At 61.6% G+C, this 20,759-nt stretch carries 17 protein-coding genes and 1 pseudogene; 3 read left to right on the forward strand and 15 right to left on the reverse strand.

Going from position 1 to position 20,759, the window contains the following annotated elements:
* Nucleotides 1-24: 24 nt before the first annotated feature.
* The 8 genes from atpA to ABOK31_RS14505 all read right to left on the reverse strand — a co-directional run bounded on the left by atpA (nt 25) and on the right by ABOK31_RS14505 (nt 8,791).
* On the reverse strand, nt 25-1,554 hold the full coding sequence (gene atpA / locus ABOK31_RS14470) for a F0F1 ATP synthase subunit alpha (protein ID WP_174177988.1): 1,530 nt from the start codon (nt 1,552-1,554) through the stop codon (nt 25-27).
* A complete protein-coding gene (locus ABOK31_RS14475) occupies nt 1,554-2,120 on the reverse strand; it encodes a F0F1 ATP synthase subunit delta (RefSeq protein WP_349956465.1) in 567 nt (188 codons plus the stop codon). Before ABOK31_RS14475 ends, atpA begins: the two co-directional genes overlap by 1 nt.
* A gap of 262 nt (nt 2,121-2,382) precedes the next feature.
* Nucleotides 2,383-2,766: a DUF4345 domain-containing protein gene (locus tag ABOK31_RS14480; protein ID WP_174177992.1), complete on the reverse strand. Its 384-nt coding sequence runs from the start codon at nt 2,764-2,766 to the stop codon at nt 2,383-2,385.
* Nucleotides 2,767-2,874: 108 nt separating this feature from the next.
* Complete coding sequence (locus ABOK31_RS14485; RefSeq protein ID WP_349956466.1) at nt 2,875-5,106, reverse strand: primosomal protein N'; 2,232 nt, start codon at nt 5,104-5,106, stop codon at nt 2,875-2,877.
* A gap of 212 nt (nt 5,107-5,318) precedes the next feature.
* A complete protein-coding gene (locus tag ABOK31_RS14490; RefSeq protein ID WP_174177996.1) occupies nt 5,319-5,693 on the reverse strand; it encodes a VOC family protein in 375 nt (124 codons plus the stop codon).
* 233 nt (nt 5,694-5,926) lie between these two features.
* On the reverse strand, nt 5,927-6,625 hold the full coding sequence (locus tag ABOK31_RS14495) for a uridylate kinase (RefSeq protein ID WP_349956467.1): 699 nt from the start codon (nt 6,623-6,625) through the stop codon (nt 5,927-5,929).
* Between the two features lie 58 nt (nt 6,626-6,683).
* Nucleotides 6,684-7,820, reverse strand: coding sequence for an AAA family ATPase (locus tag ABOK31_RS14500; RefSeq protein ID WP_349956468.1), 1,137 nt, complete (start codon nt 7,818-7,820; stop codon nt 6,684-6,686).
* A gap of 26 nt (nt 7,821-7,846) precedes the next feature.
* A complete protein-coding gene (locus tag ABOK31_RS14505; RefSeq protein WP_349956469.1) occupies nt 7,847-8,791 on the reverse strand; it encodes a 1-acyl-sn-glycerol-3-phosphate acyltransferase in 945 nt (314 codons plus the stop codon).
* 245 nt (nt 8,792-9,036) lie between these two features.
* Between ABOK31_RS14505 and ABOK31_RS14510 the strand changes: the two genes are divergently transcribed.
* The 3 genes from ABOK31_RS14510 to ABOK31_RS14520 all read left to right on the forward strand — a co-directional run bounded on the left by ABOK31_RS14510 (nt 9,037) and on the right by ABOK31_RS14520 (nt 12,332).
* The gene (locus ABOK31_RS14510; RefSeq protein ID WP_349958959.1) at nt 9,037-9,972 is read left to right on the forward strand and encodes a tyrosine recombinase XerC; all 936 of its coding nucleotides are present in this window, start codon (nt 9,037-9,039) and stop codon (nt 9,970-9,972) included.
* A gap of 130 nt (nt 9,973-10,102) precedes the next feature.
* Nucleotides 10,103-11,194, forward strand: coding sequence for a TraB/GumN family protein (locus ABOK31_RS14515; protein WP_349956470.1), 1,092 nt, complete (start codon nt 10,103-10,105; stop codon nt 11,192-11,194).
* A 250-nt stretch (nt 11,195-11,444) separates the two neighbouring features.
* Nucleotides 11,445-12,332 carry a TraB/GumN family protein gene (locus ABOK31_RS14520; RefSeq protein WP_349956471.1) on the forward strand — a complete coding sequence of 296 codons (888 nt, stop codon included), beginning with the start codon at nt 11,445-11,447 and terminating at the stop codon, nt 12,330-12,332.
* Nucleotides 12,333-12,412: 80 nt separating this feature from the next.
* Here ABOK31_RS14520 and ABOK31_RS14525 read toward each other — a convergent pair.
* The 7 genes and pseudogenes from ABOK31_RS14525 to odhB all read right to left on the reverse strand — a co-directional run bounded on the left by ABOK31_RS14525 (nt 12,413) and on the right by odhB (nt 20,684).
* Nucleotides 12,413-15,201, reverse strand: a pseudogene (locus ABOK31_RS14525) (insulinase family protein).
* A gap of 112 nt (nt 15,202-15,313) precedes the next feature.
* A complete protein-coding gene (gene lpdA, locus ABOK31_RS14530; protein ID WP_349956472.1) occupies nt 15,314-16,720 on the reverse strand; it encodes a dihydrolipoyl dehydrogenase in 1,407 nt (468 codons plus the stop codon).
* A 28-nt stretch (nt 16,721-16,748) separates the two neighbouring features.
* The gene (locus tag ABOK31_RS14535; RefSeq protein WP_349956473.1) at nt 16,749-17,387 is read right to left on the reverse strand and encodes a LysE family transporter; all 639 of its coding nucleotides are present in this window, start codon (nt 17,385-17,387) and stop codon (nt 16,749-16,751) included.
* 17 nt (nt 17,388-17,404) lie between these two features.
* Nucleotides 17,405-18,160: an SDR family oxidoreductase gene (locus ABOK31_RS14540; protein WP_349956474.1), complete on the reverse strand. Its 756-nt coding sequence runs from the start codon at nt 18,158-18,160 to the stop codon at nt 17,405-17,407.
* Nucleotides 18,157-18,684 carry a hypothetical protein gene (locus ABOK31_RS14545; protein ID WP_234910272.1) on the reverse strand — a complete coding sequence of 176 codons (528 nt, stop codon included), beginning with the start codon at nt 18,682-18,684 and terminating at the stop codon, nt 18,157-18,159. Before ABOK31_RS14545 ends, ABOK31_RS14540 begins: the two co-directional genes overlap by 4 nt.
* On the reverse strand, nt 18,681-19,430 hold the full coding sequence (locus tag ABOK31_RS14550) for a DUF4241 domain-containing protein (RefSeq protein ID WP_349956475.1): 750 nt from the start codon (nt 19,428-19,430) through the stop codon (nt 18,681-18,683). Before ABOK31_RS14550 ends, ABOK31_RS14545 begins: the two co-directional genes overlap by 4 nt.
* A gap of 15 nt (nt 19,431-19,445) precedes the next feature.
* Nucleotides 19,446-20,684: a 2-oxoglutarate dehydrogenase complex dihydrolipoyllysine-residue succinyltransferase gene (odhB, locus tag ABOK31_RS14555; protein WP_174178017.1), complete on the reverse strand. Its 1,239-nt coding sequence runs from the start codon at nt 20,682-20,684 to the stop codon at nt 19,446-19,448.
* Nucleotides 20,685-20,759 lie beyond the last annotated feature (75 nt).

Here is a 20,759-nt window from a genome sequence, read left to right on the forward strand (position 1 = left end):
GTCCGTCCTAGAGCTTGAGCCCGATTACGCGAAAGACTTGGCGAAGCTGTCGAGAGCAGCCGTGAGCTTGCCCTTCGTCGCGTCGCTGATGGCCTTTTCGGTGCGGATGGTGTCGAGGATTTCCTTACCTTCCGAGCGGAGGTACGACAGGAAGCCGTGCTCGAACTTGCCGACCTGGGCAACAGGCAGCTTGTCGAGGTAGCCGTTGACGCCGGCGAAGATCACAGCAACCTGCTCTTCCGTCTTCAGCGGCGAGAACTGCGGCTGCTTCAGGAGTTCGGTCAGGCGAGCACCGCGGTTCAGCAGGCGCTGCGTTGCGGCATCGAGGTCGGAACCGAACTGGGCGAAGGCGGCCATTTCACGATACTGGGCGAGTTCACCCTTGATCGAGCCTGCAACCTGCTTCATCGCCTTGATCTGAGCGGACGAGCCGACGCGCGAAACCGACAGACCGACGTTAACGGCCGGACGGATACCCTGATAGAACAGGTCGGTTTCGAGGAAGATCTGGCCGTCGGTGATCGAGATCACGTTGGTCGGAATGAAGGCCGAAACGTCGTTACCCTGCGTTTCGATGACCGGCAGAGCGGTGAGCGAACCAGCGCCCTTCTCGTCGTTCATCTTGGCAGCGCGCTCGAGGAGGCGCGAGTGCAGGTAGAAAACGTCGCCCGGATAAGCTTCGCGGCCCGGCGGGCGGCGCAGCAGCAGCGACATCTGACGATAGGCAACGGCCTGCTTGGACAGGTCGTCATAGCCGATCAGGGCGTGCTGGGCGTTGTCGCGGAAGTATTCGCCCATGGCGCAACCGGCGAACGGAGCCAGGAACTGCATCGGAGCCGGATCGGAAGCCGTCGCAGCAACGATGATCGAGTACTTCAGAGCGCCGCGCTCTTCGAGAACCTTGACGAACTGGGCGACGGTCGAACGCTTCTGGCCGACAGCGACGTAGACGCAGTACAGCTTTTCGCTGTCCGGACCTGCATCGTGGATGGCCTTCTGGTTCAGGATCGTGTCGAGAATGATGGCGGTCTTACCGGTCTGGCGGTCGCCGATGACGAGCTCGCGCTGGCCGCGGCCAACCGGGATCAGAGCGTCGATGGCCTTGAGGCCCGTCGACATCGGCTCATGAACCGACTTGCGCGGAATGATGCCCGGAGCCTTGACGTCGACGCGCGAACGGCGGGTCGCGTTGATCGGGCCCTTGCCGTCGATCGGGTTGCCGAGCGCGTCGACAACGCGGCCGAGCAGTTCCGGACCGACCGGGACGTCAACGATCGCGCCGGTGCGCTTGACGGTGTCGCCTTCCTTGATGTCGCGGTCGGAGCCGAAGATAACCACGCCGACATTGTCGGCTTCGAGGTTTAGCGCCATGCCGCGGATGCCGCCGGGGAATTCGACCATTTCGCCGGCCTGAACGTTGTCCAGACCGTAGACGCGGGCGATACCGTCACCGACGGAGAGAACCTGGCCGACTTCGGAGACTTCAGCTTCCTTGCCGAAGTTTTTGATCTGATCTTTCAGAATTGCGGAAATTTCCGCGGCGCGGATATCCATCAGCCGACCTCTTTCAATGCAAGCTTAAGGGTGGAGAGTTTGGTGCGAAGGGACGTATCGATCTGACGCGAACCGACCTTGACGATCAGGCCGCCAAGGATCGACGGATCGACGGTGACGACAATCGCCACGTCCTTGCCGGTGACGCCCTTCAGCGCCGCCTTCAATTCATCTTCCTGCGCCGGGGTCAGCGCATGGGCCGAGGTGACCTCGGCAGAAATCTCGCCGCGATGCTGAGCGGCGATGATGCGGAAAGCCTTGATCATGCCCGGCAGCGCAAAAAGGCGCCGGTTGCTGGCCACAAGCTTCAGAAAATTGGTGACATAGGCGCCGAAGCCGGCCTTCTTTGCCAGCGCCTCAATCGCGCCGACCTGCTCTTCAGCCGAAAAGACCGGGCTGAGGATGAAACGCTTCAGATCTTCGCTTTCGTCAAGCATGGCTTGGAACCGATCGAGATCGGCGGTCACTGCCGGTACGGAACCCTCTTCAAGGGCCAATTCGAACAGCGACGAGGCATATCGTTCTGCGACACCAGAAACATGCTGGGATGTGTCTGCCACGGGCACAAAATTCCCTGATTTCAACCCAAGAACCAAACTTCCGGGTGACGGAAGCGATATGTCCTTGAATTCGTTTTGATTTCCCCCAGAAATCAGCAGGAGTGCTCTCCCGCCTCATCCGAAATTCGGGGTTCGTCTAACATAGGATATTGAGACTCGCAACACGCGTATTCGACGAATACGCCATTCGGGCGAATTTATGATGGCAAAATTCGAAAACCATGGGGATAGCGCGGACAAAAATGGCCGCGCCGGAGCGCTTTTTGGCTCAAATATAACCAAGCCCATAAAGAAAAGGTAGCGCAGCCAGCACAGCCTGCACAACCAGAAGAAGAAGACTCAGAAATATGCTGCCCCGATCGGACATCAGCGAGAGGATGCGACCGAACGCCGCGACGCCGAAAGCGGCACCAAGTGCCAGATAGATCATCGGCTGCGCCAGCAGGATCGCCACCAGCCCGATGCCGACCATGAAGCCGCCGGCCGAGCGCGCCTCGGCATAGGCTTCGGACCGCCCTTCCTTCACCTGCAGCTTGAGGAAGCGGTAGGCGTAACCCGGTGCGAACATCAGGAAGAGGCCGATCAGCGCCGTAACGGCAGCCGAACAGTAGGCAAGCCGCTCGCCGAATTCTGTCGGAAAATAAAGCTCCATTGGTCGCCCCCAAATCAGCCGCGTGCAAATCACCTAAGTGAGACGGCCGACTTATGGCATGATCCGGTCAAATAGGGAAAGGCGCAGCCAGGATATCCGTCGCGTCAATCACAGAAAGCTTTGCGGATCGATATCAAGCTGCACCTGCACGGAGCCGCGCTCCTTCGGCGATTGTGCCAGCATGGCCCTGAGAAAACCCTGCATGTCGGAATTGCGCCGGCCATGCACGAGCAGGCGGAAACGGTGGCGGCCGCGCACCAGCGCGATCGGCGCTTCGGCCGGGCCTAGCACCGAAATGCCTGTCACCTGCGGCGCCGCATTGCGCATGCCGCGCGCATGGGTCTCGGCATCCTGCCTGGTATCGGCGGAGACGATGATCGAGGCGAGCCGGCCGAAGGGCGGCAAGATGGCCCTCTCCCGCTCCGAAATCTCGCGCTCGTAAAAGGCGCTGGCATCGCCGGACACGATCGCCTGCATGACGGGATGCTGCGGCTGATAGGTCTGCAGCAACCCGTGGCTCTTCAGACCGGTTCGGCCGGCGCGTCCCGTCACCTGCGACAGGAGCTGGAACGTGCGCTCGGCGGCGCGCGGATCGCCATTCGCCAGGCCGAGATCGGCATCGACAATGCCGACCAGCGTCATCAACGGAAAATTATGTCCCTTGGCGACGAGCTGCGTACCGATGACGATGTCGGCCTCGCCCTTGGCGATTGCATCAAGCTCCAGTCTCAGCCGCTTGACGCCGCCCATGATGTCGGAGGAGAGCACGATCGTCCGCGCGTCGGGGAAATGCCGTTCCACCTCTTCGGCGATGCGCTCGACGCCCGGCCCGCAGGCAACGAGGTGGTCGAGCGTACCGCATTCGGGGCAGGCCTCCGGCGTGCGCTCGGCATAACCGCATTGATGGCACTGGATCTGGTTGCGGAAGCGGTGCTCCACCAGCCAGCTCGAACACTGCGGGCACTGGAAGCGATGGCCGCAAACACGGCAGAGCGTCAGCGGCGCATAACCGCGCCTGTTGAGAAACATGAGCGCCTGCTCGCCCTTGGCAACCGTCTTGCCGATCGCGCGGATCATGACCGGCGAAAGAAAGCCGCCACGCTCCGGCGCATGCCGGCGCATGTCGATCAGGTGCAGGTCAGGAAGCGCCGCATCGCCATAGCGCGTCGGCAGATGGATTGTGGTGTAGCGCCCGCTCTGGCCGTTGACCTGGCTTTCCACCGAAGGGGTGGCCGAGACCAGCACGACGGGAAAGTCACCGATGCGGCCGCGCACGACCGCCATATCGCGTGCATTATAATAGACACGATCCTCCTGCTTATAGGCAGGGTCATGCTCTTCATCGACGATGATGAGCCCGAGATCCTCGAAAGGCAGGAAGAGCGCCGAACGCGCCCCGGCCACGACCCTGACCTCGCCGGTAACGGCCTGTCGCCAGACCTTTTCGCGCATTTTGGGAGCCAGATCGGAATGCCATTCGGCCGGCTTGGCGCCGAAGCGATCCTGAAAGCGTTCGAGAAAGCTTGCGGTCAGCGCGATCTCCGGCAAAAGGATCAGCACCTGCTTGCCGCGCCTCAGCGTTTCGGCAATGGCCTCGAAATAGACCTCCGTCTTGCCGGAGCCGGTGACGCCGTCGATCAGCGAAACCGCGAACTCGCCCTTGCCCACATCGGCCAATATCTCGTCGGCCGCATCCTTTTGCGGCCCCTGCAGCCGCGACGCCGTAAATTCCGGATCGGGCTTGGCGACGACGGGTGGCGGCGGCAGGAAGATGGTCTCGAAAATGCCCTGCGAGATCAGCCCGTCGACGACGCTGGTGGAAACGCCGGCCGCATGCGCGAGGCCGAGCCTCGTCCAGGACAATCCGTCGGCGGCAATCTCCATCACCTTCGCGCGGGCCGGCGTCAGCCGCTCCGGCTGGCCGCCGATGAAGCGCAGGCCCTCCACCATCGGCTCGGGATCGAAAGCGGCCGGTGCACGCAATGCCATGCGCGCCACCAACCCTGGCGGCGACAGCGTGTAAGTGGCAACCCAATCGATGAAATCGCGCATATGCCTACCGAGCGGAGGGCAATCGAACACATGGCTGATCGGCCGAAGCTTCTTCGGATCGACGCCGCCGTCATCATCGCCATCCCAGACGACGCCGATGACCTGCCGCGGCCCGAGCGGCACCTGCACGACCGAACCCGGCTCCACCGCCATGCCCTCAGGCACGGCATAGGAATAGGCCCTCGGCGCGGGCATCGGCACGAGAACGGGAACCGTACGGCTCATCACAGGCTTTGCGGGCGCCGCCTCGAAAAGCGCACCGAACAGATCGGAAGAATCTTTGCTCATTGCGCCAGACCATGCCCCGGACGGAAGCAAAAGGGAACCCGGGAGTGGCGCATGACTATCCGCACAATGCGGACGGCATTCAGATGCGATGAATATCCCTGTGTATCTAGTAGTACCATCAATGTCCGCAATCGGCCCGAAGCCGACATTCCCACGCCTACTCGTTCTTGAGCATCGAGCACGCTGTCCACTAGGCGCCGCTGACGCCTATCTCATTTCGTCGGCAGAGTCCGTGCGGTCAGTTTATTTCCATCCGGATCGCGAAGATATGCGACGAATGACCCGTTCGGACGCTCCGCGGGCGGGCTTTCGATCGCTGTGCCACCATGCGCGGTACCGGCGGCATGCCACGCTAGAACATGGTCTTGGCTCGCGGCGACGATACCGATAGTCCCACCGTTGGCCGCAGTCGCCGGCTTGCCGTCGATCGGTTTCGTGATCATCAGCCGACCGCCCTCGTGGGCGTAGATCAGCCTGCCTCTCGCATCCATCTCGCCGGGCTTGCCTCCCAATGCAGCGAACGTGGCATCGTAGAAGCCTCTGGCCCGCTCCAAATCGTTGCTTCCAATCATGACGTGGGTGAACATGCTTCATCTCCAGTAAAGTGCCCAATAGGCCCCATCCTAGGGCAATCTAGCCTAGCCATGGGTCAGTCGCAAAACTCCCGATTAAAGCCGCACCTGTTTTCCGGACTTTTGCACATCGCGAAATAGGGTGCTTTGCGCCGGCCGCAATGTCCGCTAATAGCGCAAAGGTACAACAAAAACCTCCACGCCAAGCCGATCGCATCTGCGGCGAAATTCCTTGAACATCAGAGGTCTCAAGAGACCGCAGACAGCCTGCCGCCCTCACGAATCCGAAGGGTCGGCCGATCAAAATCGTCATTGTTGATAATCGCGTCGGCTGCGAGAACGGGCGCGGACAGGCTTTCATAGAGCGCAAAGGCGGGGCGGTATCGATCGGCGTAAAGCTGGCGGGTCGTTTCCGTTCCGCCGAGAAGCTGGGTGTCGCGCGCAATGCCGCGCTGCTCGGAGACATGTTCCGAAGTTTCGACGAAGATGGCGAGATCCCAGCCCTCCCGCAGCTCCGGCCGCTGCAGAAACGTGCCGTCGACAATGAGGATCGCATCGGCGGGCGCGAATTGCGGGTCCTGTTCGATCGGCACGTCATTGTGCAGGTCGAAAGAGGCCGTGCGATACCATTGGTCGCCGCCCGGTCCCAGGGGCTTGAGAAGCAGCGCATTGATCGCGGGCAGATCGCGCGCATCGTGGTAATAGCCTTCGGCGGAGTGCCGGCCGCGCGCATAGCGCTCCACCTTCGGCCGGTGGAAGCCATCGATCGAGGTGCGGATGATCTCTCGCCCGCTAGCTTTCAGACACTCGGCCAATTCGTTTGCGAGCGTGGTCTTGCCCGAAGCCGTCCTGCCGTCGATCGCAACGCGGATTGGCCGCGCCGACTTCAGATTTGCTATCATGGCTGCCAGATCGTTCAGCAGGGCGGTTCTATGCGAGGAGGCCATATCGTCAATCCCATTTCATAAGGTGCATAGGCTGGCAGGCGGCAAAGTCGGATCAACACTACTCGTCGTCATCGTCGATCTCGCCGGTCAGCCGCATGCCGTCGATCCAGGTGGAACCATCCTCCCGGATCACCCGGCGCGGCTTGGCGCCGCAGCGCTCCCGCACGGCCTCAGCCAGAATTTCGGAATGGGTGACGATCCAGATCTGGCTGGTTTTCGCGGCCTCAGCGATCATGTCGGCAAGCGGCGGCAGCATATCGGGATGGAGGCTCGCCTCCGGCTCGTTGAGCGCGATCAGCGGCGGCAGGCGATAAGACATCAAGGCGGCGGCAAGGCCGAGGAAGCGGATCTGACCGTCCGATAATTCGCGCGGCTGGAAAACGCGGTTGGGAAATTCCGGCAGCATCAGCCCGAAATCCGCCGTTTCCTGCGGTTCGGGCACGACGAGCCGCGCCCCGCCGAGCGCTGCGGCCAGAACCCGGTCCAGCTCGACGGTGTCCTCGCGCGTGTGGACGAGGGTCGCGAAAACGGCAGCGATATTGGCGCCATCCTCATCCAGCATCGGTGCGGTGACGGCAAGACAAGGTCCGCGCAGCGGCGAGCCGCGATCGGTGCGGAAACCATGATAGAACCGCCAGGCATCGACAGCGCGCCGAAAGGCGCCAACCTCTGGAAAATAGCCGGCATCGCCCAGCAGCGCGATTGCCGTTTCCGACGTCAGGGCATTCTCGGGATAGGCTTGCATGCGGCCGCTCTCGCCGCGTACGGAAATGCCCGGACCATCGCGTTTCATCATCGTCACAGGTCGGCGTCCGGTCTCGACCGAAAGCTCTTCGGCCTTAACTTGCGGCTCCAGCGGAAAGCCGGCGGAGGCGCAGGGCGGCCGCATGCCCGCTTCGATCCAGTAGCGGAAGGTCGCCGCCCGCTCCATATCGAGCAGCTCGACATCGAAGCGGATACGCGCCGATTCGTGCGAACGCCGCTTGCCCGACCACATGGCCGAGAACATGCCGCCTTCGCTGGAGATTTCATGCGCCAGCCGGCCGCGAACCGCGGCCTGCACGAGCTGCAACGAGCGGTAGAGGTTGGACTTGCCGACACCATTCTCGCCGATGAACAGATTGACGTCGGCAAGATCCATGCGGATCGAGCGCAGAGAGCGATAATTCCGGGCAAACATGGAACGTAGCTGCATGCCACGCGGTTTAGCCGATTCCCATATCAAAGAGAATGCGAAACCAAGGGCTCATCCTGGGTCGGAGGGACGAGCGGCGCGAAAGTTGCATTCCCATCGGCCGCAAGGTCGAACACCGTGTGCTTCTCCAGCGCCTTCGTCACCTCATTCACGTCGCCGTCCAGATGCTCGACGGGGATGAGGTTGCCGACGAGGAAATCGAACCGGTCGCCCCGCTTGTTCAGCAGCTCGTGGAAGACGGTCATGTCGCGCAGCTCGGTCGACCACTTGGCGAACCAATAGAACAGGCCGGAATTGCGCGCCGTCAGATGCACCGGCAGGATCGGCAGATTGTATTTGCGTGCGAGACCCACGGCCGATGTTTTCCACGGCCGCTCGTTCAGCTTGCCGTTCGCCCAATAGGCGATGCGGCCCGACGGAAAGAGCACCGTGACCTTGCCCTCCGCCACGGCCCGGTTGGTCAGCTGCAGCGTCTCGCGCGTCTTCGGCTTGCTCTTGTATTCCTCGCGCCATTCCACCGGAATGATCATCTCCGCAAAGCGCGGATTGACGCGCACCGCATCGCGGTTGGCAAAGATCATCATGTCTGGCCGGCGCGACTTCAGGAGATCGAAGACGGCGACGCCATCGGCAATGCCAGTCGGATGATTGCTGACAAGAATGAAACCGCCGGATGTGGGAATACGATCGGCATGGGTGACACCGATATCGAGCCTAAGCAGGTCGCTCATATATTCGAAGCACTGGAAGCCCGAAAGCTTGGCGACATCATCGGCAAACTCGATCGCCTTGTTGTAGCGCAGCAGCGTGTAAAGAAACGGACGCATCAGCGGCCAGAGCGGATTCCGGACGATCTTCTGGCCGCGTTCGGCGATCAACGTATCGACGATATGTCCCGGTTGTCCCTGGGATACCAAAGCGATTGCTTCTGCAATCTGTCCCAGTGCAGTTATCGAACCGCGGCGTGCCATGAAGTGTCCTGAATGGTTGAGATATATTCTATCGCAATCGAATATGATCGAAGCATGACAAGCGCCTCGCATATGGCGGCCGAACGATCGGAGATCCTGGATCGGCCCATATGCTGTCTTATTTAGAGTGCGACAGCGCTCGCAGCACGGGGGAAGCGCGCCGAAAGCGGCAGGAAAGTTAGCGATTCCATAACCTTCCTTCCTTCAAAGTGGCAGAAGGAATCCGAATTTCAAGGGGTTTTCCACTGAACGAATTGTTGATCATCGCCGACTCAGGGTTGATGGCGGAACGCAGCCGCTGGCTCGATACGCTTGGCCGGGAGCGGCGGCTCGCCGTCCACACGCTGAATGCCTATGAACGCGATACACGGCAATTCCTGACCTTCCTTACGGGCCATCTCGGCGGCCCGGCGACGATCGAGGATATTCGGGCGCTTCGCCCTGCCGACTTTCGCGCTTTTCTTGCCGCCCGTCGTAAGGATGGCGCGGGCGCACGTTCGCTCGGGCGCAATCTGGCCGGCCTCCGATCCCTGTTGCGCTATCTCGAAAAGAAGGGCCTCGTGAATGCCGCCGGCGCGGCAGCCGTACGCTCGCCGAAACAGCCGAAATCGCTGCCGAAGCCGCTCTCCGACAAGCAGGCGATCACGGTTGTCAGTGATGAGGCGCAGCTGCACGAAGAACCATGGATCGCCGCGCGCGATGCAGCCGTGCTGACCCTGCTCTACGGCTGCGGCCTGCGCATTTCCGAAGCACTGGATCTGAAACCGCAGGATTTTTTTGCAGGCGCAACCTCGCTGCGCATCACCGGCAAAGGCAACAAGACGCGGCTGGTACCGCTGTTGCCGATCGTCATCGAAGCGGTCGATCAATATCGCAAGCTCTGCCCCTACCATCTCGAAGCCGATGACGCCCTCTTTCGCGGCGCGCGCGGCGGCAAGCTGCAGCCGGGCATCATCCAGCACGGCATGCAGAAGCTGCGCGGCGCCTTCGGGCTGCCGGATACGGCAACGCCACACGCGCTCCGTCATTCCTTCGCCACTCATCTCCTGGCCGGCGGCGGCGATCTGCGCACCATCCAGGAACTGCTCGGCCATGCCAGCCTCTCGACGACGCAGGTCTATACCGGCGTCGATTCCTCGCGCCTGCTCGAGGTCTACGACCGCGCTCACCCGCGCGCATAAGGAAAGATTAACCTCTCGCGTTAAGGGAATTTCCGTCTCGCTCGCTTAAAGCAGAACCATGTCCCGGCATGCCTCCCGAAAGCCGCTTTCGGGCGTTAGCGGTCATGCTCTCTGCGAACGGAAGATTCTGATGATTTCTGCCCTCGGGTCCAAGACGATGCGGTCGATGAAGCCGACGCTTGGCGATATGCTGCTCTGGCTTGCCACGGCCTTTCCGCTGATGCTCGCCATCCTGTTGATCGCAACCATGCTGACGCTGCAGCCGGCGCATGCCGAAGGTGCCGTGTCCGACAGCTGCGGCGGCAAGGATCTCATGGCGGAACTTCAAAAGAGCGACCCGGCAAAATACGCCTCCATCATCGCCGCCGGCGACAAGGTGGAGAATGGCAAGGGCATCTTCTGGAAGATCGAAAAGCCCGGCCTGAAGCCGTCATGGCTGCTCGGCTCCATGCATGTTTCGGATTCGCGCGTGCTCACCTTGCCGAAGGGGGCAGCAGACGCCGTTGCATCAGCCGATACGATCGTTGTCGAATCGGACGAGATCCTCGATGACAAGAAAGCAGCAGCCGCACTCTTCGCCAATCCCTCACTCACCATGCTCACCGACGGCTCGACGATTAGCCAGCACCTGTCGCCCGAAGACAATGCTCGGCTGGAAGCGGGTCTGAAAGAGCGCGGCATTGCGCTCGCCGCGGTTTCCCGCATGCAGCCCTGGCTGATCTCGAGCTCCTTCGAGATGACGGGCTGCGAGGTTCGCCGCAAGACGGCCGGTGCGAAATTCCTCGACCAGAAACTGGCGAGCGACGCCGCGGCCGAAGGCAAGAAGGTCGTAGGTCTCGAAACGCTGGCCGAGCAGGCCAAGGCCATGAGCGATCTGCCGATTGCGCTCCACCTGAAGTCGCTGATGCAGACGCTCGAATTGGGCGACAAGATCAACGACGTCAACGAAACGATGACGGAGCTCTATATCGACGGCAATATCGGCGCGATGATCCCGATGCTGAAGGTGATCGAACCGGACCAGAAGATCACGGACGCCGATACCGCCGCCTTCGAACAGCGCATCATCCTCGACCGCAACAAGATCATGGCCGAGCGTGCCGCACCGGTCCTCGATAAGGGCAACGCCTTCATCGCCGTCGGTGCGCTTCACCTCGTCGGCGACAAGGGTCTCGTGGCGCTGCTGCGCAAGCAGGGTTTTACGGTAACGGCGGTGAACTGACGCGGCGGGCTGCGCGCCCACAACTACTGCTTGAGTTGAACAACTCGCTCGGTCATACTGACGCGATGTTGTTCCGAGCCGCATCGGCATTCTTATGAGAAACAATTCCCTTGTAAGCTTTGCAGCCCGTTTCAGAGGCATCGCGTCCCGTGTTGCCGCGCTGCTCCTGCTAGCCGCCCTTATGTCCGCGCCAGCCGGTTCATCAGCGCTGGCAGATAATTCCGGGTCATGTGGCGGCAAGGATCTGCTATTGCAATTGCGCAAGAACGATCCGTCCCGCTACGGAGCGATCATCGACGATGCATCGAAAGTCGCAAACGGCTACAGCATCTTCTGGAAGATCGAAAAACCCGGCGTCGAGCCCTCATGGCTTTTCGGCACGATGCATTCCAGTGACGAACGGGTACTGAAATTACCGGCCGAATTTCACGATGCCTTCGACAACATCGACACTCTGGTTCTGGAGCTGAAGGAAATCGCCAATCCCAACACGATTGCGCTGGAGCTTTTGAAGCATCCGGAGCTGACGATGCTGCCGCCTCAAAAGAATCTGGATCAAATTCTGCCGCCTGAGGAAACAGCGCAGATCGCGGCCGGGCTTGCCAAAAGAGGCGTACCGATCGCCTCGGTTCTGCGCATGCGCCCCTGGTTCATTTACATGACGCTCTTGGCGTGCAGCGCCCAGCAAAATGCCAATGGCCAATATGTCCTCGACAGGCAATTGGCCGTGGATGCGGAAAAGAACGGCCTGGATATCGAAGGTCTCGAAACGCCGCTCGAGCAATTCCAGGCGATGGCGGACCTCTCCGATGAGCTGACGATGAAAGGGCTTCTGGAGGCTTTTAAGCTGCCCTACAACATGAACGACATCACGGAGACCTTGGTCGGGCTCTACGTGACGGGAAATAGCGGCTTGATGAAAGCCTTCGTCGAAGGCCTTTCCGATGACAAGACGATCGACATCACTTTCATGAAACGTATCGTCAGCGACCGCAATGAGGTGATGGCGAAGCGCATCTTGCCTTATCTCGAAAGAGGAAATGTGATGATGGCCGTTGGCGCTCTGCATCTCCCCGGCGATCATGGCGTCGTCGAGCTGCTGCGCAAGCAAGGCTACACGCTGACCCCGGTTAATTGACCCGGCATATGGCTCATGCGGAGCGGTTCAAGGCTTGCGAGAAAGCCTGAGCCGTTCCGGCACCATCTCAAAGCGAGACGTTAGCGAACCGCCGATCCATTAGCCGGCAATATCTTCAACCGCCAGGATGTGCCCGGCTTCAGATAGGTCGTTGCGATGGCGCGGACGTCCTCGGCGGTCACGGCCTCGTAGCCGCTGATGCTCTCGCGGATACGGTCCAGGCGCCGCGGATCGGCACCTTCGCCCGCGTCAGCTCGTCGGGCGAAACATCAGCATTGCCGAGATCGGCGGCGATCTTGTCCACCAGTTCGAAGAAGTGCTCCACCTTTGTTGGGGTGGTTTCGACATAGAGATAGGCAAAGCCATAACCGGGGATCGACCTCGACAGGTCGACCTCGCCCTGCGGGCTGTAGGTCGCTCCTTCGGCAATTCGGAACTGGTCGACCAGGCGATTCTGCAGGATCGAGCCTGCCACATTGGCGGCGGCGGCTCGCGGCAAATTGGAAAGGAAATCGCCGATCGGGATGGCGACGGCGGCACCGGCGCTGTCGCTGCGACCATCGTGAAGGCGGACGACCGGATCGGCCGTCGGCGCGGGGAAATGCACGCCGGAGCCGTCGACCTCATTCTCATCACCGCCACGGGCCGGCAAGGCGCCGAAGGTCTGCGCCGTCAACCGAATGGCATCGTCGACCTCGACATCGCCGGCGATGATGACCTCGATCGGCCCCTTTGAAAGGGAAGGCTGCAGGAAGCCCTCCAAATCTTCCGGCTTGGCATCGAGCAATTGCGTCCGGTCCGGGAATGCCCAGCGCGGATCGCCGGAATGCAGAAGGCCGGAAAGGTCGCGCCCGACCACACTGCCCGGCGTCGCCTGAAGCTGGGGAAGCGTATTGAGATAGGCTTGCTGAACCCGCTTGAAGACATCCGGGCGATAGGCCGGATCGGAGACATAGGCCGCCAGCAGCTGCAATTGCGTCTGCAGATCGCTCGGCCGCGTCGCACCCTCGAATTTGAAGGCGGCGTCCTGAATGGTGAAATCGATGCCGACGGTCTTGGCGGCAAAGGCCTTCTGCATGTCGTCGTAGCTGATGGCCTTCAGGCCGGATAGCGGCAGCGCCGGTGCTGCCCAAATCGGCAGCGGGCGGTCTTTTGGCAGGTCCAGCCGGCCATGACCGATGCTGGCACGCACCAGCACCTCATCGAGACGATACTTGGTCGGCTTCACCGTCAGCCGGACACCATTGGCAAAGCGGACCATGGTGACGCCGAGATCATCGACCGTGCGGCGTTCGACGACATCGCCCTGCTTGCCGAAATCGGTATAGGGCCATGCGACCGCAGTGGCTTTTTCCGGTGCCGTCACCGCCACGGCGCGCGAGTCGGCATAGACCCTTCCGACAGCCGCATCCCCACCCTCGGGCATTTGCGGGATCTGCAGCACAAGCTGCGGACCGTTACCGGCAAAGACGCGCTGAAGAGCCTGGTTGACCTCATCCGCACTCAGGTCCTTCATCGCTGCATCAAACAGTGCCAGATCTTCCGCCGGCGAGGTGAAAACCATGTCTTCGCCGACGCTCCAATTGAGCGACGAGGCAATATCAGGGCTCGTGCGCGTCGCAGCTCCGCCCGCGGCAGCCTGCAGCGTCGAGCGAGTTTCGGCAATTTCACGGTCGATCTCGCTTTGATCGGCGCCGAACTGCGCAATGCGCCGTTGCTCCTGGTCGATGGCCGCAAGAGCGGCCTGCCACTTGGAGGGATCGCTGTCTGCGGCAATCATCGCGACATGGGCTGATTTCAGCAGATCCTGCGCACCGGCCTGCGCGCTGACGAAAGGCGGGTTGGGCTGCTGCGCCAGCAGCGACAGGCGCCGGTTGAGAACGGCAAGGCCGATATCTTCGACCAACTGCGTGCGCCGCGTGGCAACCGTATCCGGCGAAGTATCGTAGGGTCGTGTCCAGGCGAGCTGCACGCGGGTCGCGCCGCCCGGTACGACAACGGTGCTAACGCGCTCGCCATGCTTTTCGAGCGTACCGAGACCAGGGTCGGCGGGTGCCGGCCCGGTGGCCGTCCAATTGCCGAAACGGTTGCGGATATCGGCTTCGATGGCCGCCGCGTCGATGTCGCCGACGACAATCAGGGTGGCCCGCTCGGGGCGATAATAGGTGCGGTAAAAATCCCGCAACAGGTCGACCGGAGCGTTGCTGATAATATCCGTCTTGCCGATCGGCGAGCGCTGCGGCACGCGCTGACCCGGCAGCAGCTGGGCAAGGAAACCGGTCCCGCCGCGATATTGCGGGGTGTCACGGAGCTTCTCTTCCGAAAGGATGACGCCGCGTTCGCGGTCGAAGGCACCGGCATCGAGCGTCAGCTCGCTCGCGGTCTCGCGCATCAGCATCAACCCGGTCGAAACCGTCTCCGGATTGGCTTCGGGCAGATCCAGCGCATAAACGGTTTCGCCGTAGCTCGTGGACGCATTGGTATCCGCGCCGAAAGCAAGACCCAGGCGCTGGAGAGTGCGGATCATCTCGCCTTCGGGAACATGGGTCGAGCCCTTGAAGGCCATGTGCTCGAGGAAATGCGCCAGGCCCTGCTGGTCGTCGCGCTCTTGCAGCGAGCCGGCGCCGATGCGGAAGCGGATCGCCACCTGCCCGGCCGGCGTCGCATTGTGCATGACGGCATAGCGCATGCCGTTCGGCAAGGTGCCGAAGCGTATCCCCTGCTCTACGGGTAGATCGCTTGCCGCCTGCGGCCAGCCGGCGACAGGCGCTTCCGCATAGGCGGGAGCCGCAACGGTAACGAGGAACGCTAGCGCCGTCGCAACGAAAAGTTTCAATGATGGGTGAGCGGCTGGGATCTGGCGTGACATGCTTGCTTTGTTGGTGAGAACGATTGGATGATGCGATGCACAGAGCCCCGTACATCGCATCATCAGGCAAGCATTGCAATCCCGGCACTTGGCACGCCGGGATCGTCCGATCTTACATATGGATCGGCTTGAAGAAGGTCGCGAGCGCGGCTTCCTTCACGGCTTCCGACATGGTGGGATGCGCATGGCAGGTGCGGCCGAGATCCTCCGACGAACCGCCGAATTCCATCAGCACGGTGATCTCGTGGATCATTTCGCCGGCGCCGAAGCCGACGATATGGCCGCCGAGAACGCGATCCGTTTCCTTGTCGGCGAGGATCTTGACGAAGCCGTCGGTCGCCAGCATGGCGCGGGCGCGGCCATTGGCCGAAAACGGGAACTTGCCGACCTTGTAGGCGATGCCCGCGGCCTTCAGCTCTTCCTCGGTCTTGCCGACGGAGGCGACTTCCGGCTGCGTGTAGACCACGCTCGGAATGACGTCGTAGTTCACATGGCCGGCCTGACCAGCGAGGATTTCGGCGAGCGCCACACCCTCGTCTTCCGCCTTGTGCGCGAGCATCGGACCCTTCACGACGTCGCCGATGGCATAGATGCCGGCAACATTCGTCTTGAAGTGACCATCGATTTCGACACGGCCGCGATTGTCGAGCACAACGCCGGCTTCCTCAAGGCCGAGGCCTGCCGTGTACGGCTTGCGGCCGGTGGCAACGAGAACGACATCCGCATCGAGCACGACCTTGTCGCCGCCCTTGACAGGCTCGAAGGTGACCTTGGCGCCATTGCCGGTTTTTTCAACGCCGACGACCTTGGCGCCGAGATGGAATTCGATGCCCTGCTTGGCCAGCATGCGCTGGAACTGCTTGGAGACTTCGCCGTCCATGCCGCCGAGGATGGTGTCGAGATATTCGACGACGGTGACCTTGGCGCCGAGACGCGACCAGACCGAGCCGAGTTCGAGGCCGATGACGCCGCCGCCGACCACGATCATCTTGCCCGGCACCTTGTCGAGCGCGATGCCGCCGGTCGACGAGATGATGACCTTTTCGTCGATTTCGAGCGGAACGCCCGGAATGCCGGCAACGTCGGAGCCGGTGGCGATGACGATGTTCTTGCCTTCGATCTCGGTCACCTTGCCATCATCGGCCGTAACGGAAACCTTGCCGGCGGCGACGATCTTGCCGGTGCCCTGAAAGGCATCGATCTTGTTCTTCTTGAACAGGAAGGCGACGCCGTCGACGTTCGACTTAACCGTCGCGTCTTTGTGCGCGAGCATCTTGCCGAGGTTCAGCTTCGGTGCTGCGACTTCGACGCCGAGCGCATCCATGCCATGGCCGGCATGATGGAACACTTCGGAAGCGTGCAGCAGCGCCTTGGACGGAATGCAGCCGACGTTGAGGCAGGTGCCGCCATAGGTCGCACGCTTTTCGACGACCGCGACCTTCAGGCCAAGCTGCGCTGCCTTGACAGCGCAGACATAGCCGCCGGGGCCGGTTCCGATAATGATCACATCGTAGGACATGTCTTAATTTCCTTGTTTTGTATCTTTGTTAGTCAGTCGCCCGTGCCAAGGCGAGGCGGATGCCGAAGCCGACGAGCGCCGCTCCGGTGATGCGGTTGAACCATTTGCCTGACGCGATGAAACGATCGCGAACCTGCTTGACGGTGAAAAAGGTGGAAACGCCGGCAAACCAGGCGACAAGCGCCGTTGCCATACCGATGCCGTAGCTGAACTGGATGAGCGCCGGCGTATCGTGATGAACGAGCGTCGAAAACAGCGACAGGAAGAACAACACCGGCTTCGGGTTCAGCGCATTGGTGATGAAGCCGGTCGCGAGGCACCGCCAGACGGAAACCGGCTTGCGGTCTTCCTCGGTGATCTCGACATCCTTCACCTGGAAGCCGGTTTGGCGGAAGGACTTGATGCCGAGATAGACGAGGTAGGCCACGCCAGCCCATTTGATCAGGCTGAACAGGAAAAGCGACTGCGAGACGATCAGCCCGAGGCCGAGAATGGTGTAGCTGATATGGAAAAGCAGCGAGAAGCCCATGCCGAGGCCGGTCATCATGGCGGCGCGCCGGCCATGCACGATGCTTTGGCGCAGGATGACGGCGAAATCGGCGCCGGGAACGACGATGAAGATGGAAAATACCGCCATCAGGCCCAGGAACTCGAGGATATATTGCATCTATCGACCCTTTCCGATCAGCGTCCGCCGCTCACGTCGAGCAAGGCACCGGTTATATAGGATGCGTGCGGGCTGAGCAGATAGAGGATGGCGTCCGCAACCTCGTCGGAGGTTCCCGCCCGCTTCATCGGCAATTGCGGTACGATATCGCGCGCCCGATCCGGCAGGCCGGCAGCGGCATGGATATCCGTATCGATGATGCCCGGCCGCACCGCATTGACGCGGATGCCTTCCGCCGCAACTTCCCGCGCGAGGCCGACCGTGAACGTATCGATCGCTCCCTTCGAGGCGGCATAGTCGACATACTGACCGCCACCGCCGAGCGTCGCCGCCATGGAGGAGAGATTGACGATCACCCCGCCCTTGCCGCCATGCCGGGTGGACATGCGGCGCACGGCTTCGGCCGCCGCCAGCATCGAACCGGTGACGTTGATGCGGAACATGCGGTCGATGCGCTCCGGCGTCATCTCATCCAGGCGCTGGATGGCATCGACAATACCAGCATTGTTGACGAGCCCGTCGATGCGGCCGAAATGGGCGTCGACCTTGGCGAAGATGGCTTTGATATCCTCGGGCTTGCCGACATCGCCGGCGATCGCAATCGCTTCGCCGCCAGCCTCAACGATCGTCCCGACCACGGCCTCTGCCGCATCCCTGTTGGACGCGTAGTTGACCGCCACGGCCCAGCCGTGCTGAGCGGCGGCAAGGCAAACCGCAGCGCCGATGCCGCGGCTGCCGCCGGTCACGAGGAGAACAGGTGCATCGTCGGTCATTGATTGCATCCTTTCAGACTAAGGACATCCCAGGGCGCGATGGTCGCCTTGCCCTTGCCCCATAGGGGCGACTTCTGAATCGAGGGACCGAGCGCCGGCAGGAAAAGCCGGTCGGCAGCACTCTCGCCTTCTCCCGGCAATGCACGGATATGGCCTTTCAGATCCGAGGCATAGACCATGCCTTGCCATACCGTGCAGGCTCTGAGATCCGCTCCTGTTATATCCCCTTCAGGGCATTCGAACATAATCCGCCCATCAGCGCGCAATTGATCGTCGCTACGCATGACGACACCCTCGGCCACAATATTGGTATTGCGTACCGCGAGCTTGAACTTGTTGCTGACGGATGATTCCGAGCCCATGGACTCGAAGCGCAGCTCATAGGCATTGTCCATATCGACGTAGACGGCCTTTTCCTGCATGCATTCCTCGGCGAGCGCAGGCAGGGGATTGACCGCGAAGGCCAGCGCCACCCAGCGCATCGACGCCAATCGTGTCCTTGCATTGATCGCCGGCATGGTCATTGCCCTCCCGGCTCGTGGTGGCCGTCGGCATTTTCCGTGACGCCGAAATCGGTGAAAAGAACAAGCGCCCGCCCGCCCGCATCGAGCCCCCAGAACACCGGATAGAAGCCATCGCCCCAGCCGCTCGAGAAAACGGCGACGTTGCCGCGCTTGCCCGATATCGGCCGATGCATGGCGTAGTCGTCATTGTTGAGCTGCAGTTCGGACGCCAGGACATCGTCGTAATAATTGATATCCGACGACGACTTCTCGATACGGACCTGCTTTTCGCGCTCCTGGATCAGCGCATAAGTCTCGGCATCCATGTAGCAGCCAAGACCGGCATCAACCGGATAGCCGAAGAACTCGTCATTCTTCAGCGAATTGATATCCTGGCCGGAGACCACGGCCAGCTCCCAGCGCACGGGCTTGCCCTCGGCAAAACGCATGCCGGCTGCAGCGATGCGGCCGAAGGCCTGATACAAGGTGACGGGATAATCGCCGGGAGAAACGGTGCGGGTAAATGCCGCTCGGTCAGGTCCGACAAGCGGATCGCTGGCAACGATGCGCCCTGAGGTCAGCTCGACCTTGCCGATATGAAGAACCTTGATCGAGCGGGCGGCAAGATCGGCGTCGCTGAGCGACGCCAGATCGAGATTGCTGCTAAGCTTGGAAATGTCGAGTTCGGCCGCGCCGGCGGACGATGGCACCCATGCGGCGACGGCGCACAACAATCCGCGCAGCGTCCGCATGGGCCATGTCGACATGATCCAACGCTCCCCTTAGAGATCGAGAACGAGACGTTCCGGATCTTCCAGGCTTTCCTTGACGCGGACGAGGAAGGTAACGGCTTCCTTACCGTCGACCATGCGATGGTCGTAGGAGAGCGCCAGATACATCATCGGGCGGATGACGACCTGACCGCCGATGGCGACCGGACGTTCCTGGATCTTGTGCATGCCGAGAATGCCCGACTGCGGCGCATTCAGGATCGGCGAGGACATCAGCGAACCATAGACACCGCCATTGGTGATGGTGAAGGTGCCGCCCTGCATGTCGGCCATCGACAGCGTACCGTCACGAGCAGCCTTCGCCAGACGGCCAAGTTCCTTCTCGACCTCTGCGATCGACATCTGGTCGGCATCGCGGATCACCGGAACGACAAGACCCTTGTCGGTGCCGACAGCCATGCCGATGTGGCAGTAGTTCTTGTAGACGATATCGGTGCCGTCGATCTCGGCGTTGACGGCCGGGAGTTCCTTCAGCGCGTGGGTGACGGCCTTGGTGAAGAAGCCCATGAAGCCGAGCTTCACGCCATGCTTCTTCTCGAACACGTCCTTGTACTTGTTGCGCAGGTCCATGACAGCCTTCATGTCCACCTCGTTATAGGTGGTGAGCATGGCGGCGGTGTTCTGCGCATCCTTGAGGCGGCGGGCAATCGTCTGGCGCAGACGCGTCATCTTCACGCGCTCTTCGCGGCTGACGTCCTCGACGGCGGTCGGCGCGCGAGCGGCAACAGGTGCGGCCGGTGCGGCGGCAGGAGCCGAAGCAGCCTTGGCGACAGCAGCGATGACATCGCCCTTCAGCACCTGACCGCGCTTACCGCTGCCTTCGACCTGATCGGCGGAGAGATTGTTTTCGGCAAGCAGCTTACCGGCAGCCGGTGCCGGCGGCATCGAGGAAGCCGGAGCCGAAACGGCGGGGGCGGCAACCGGTGCAGCAGCGGCAGGGGCCGGAGCAGCAGCAGGCGCGGCAGCCTGTGCCGGAGCGGCGGCAGCGCCATTGCCGGCGGAGATCTGGCCGAGCAGCGCGCCGAGGCCTACGGTTTCGCCGGCCTGGGCAACGATTTCGGAAAGCGTGCCAGCGCTGGGCGCCGGAACTTCGATCGTCACCTTGTCGGTTTCAAGTTCAAGAAGCGGCTCATCGGCCTTGATGGCATCGCCGACCTTCTTGAACCAGGTACCGACGGTCGCTTCGCTGACGGATTCGCCGAGGGTAGGAACGCGGATTTCAGTGGCCATTGTTCAAATCCTGATTTTTCGTCTTTATGAGTTGGATGGAATTCCGGCGACAGACGGCCGGGGGACGGGTGATGC

Origin of the sequence: Rhizobium sp. ZPR4, from assembly GCF_040215725.1 — a bacterium.
GTDB classification, from domain to species: domain Bacteria; phylum Pseudomonadota; class Alphaproteobacteria; order Rhizobiales; family Rhizobiaceae; genus Rhizobium; species Rhizobium rhizogenes_D.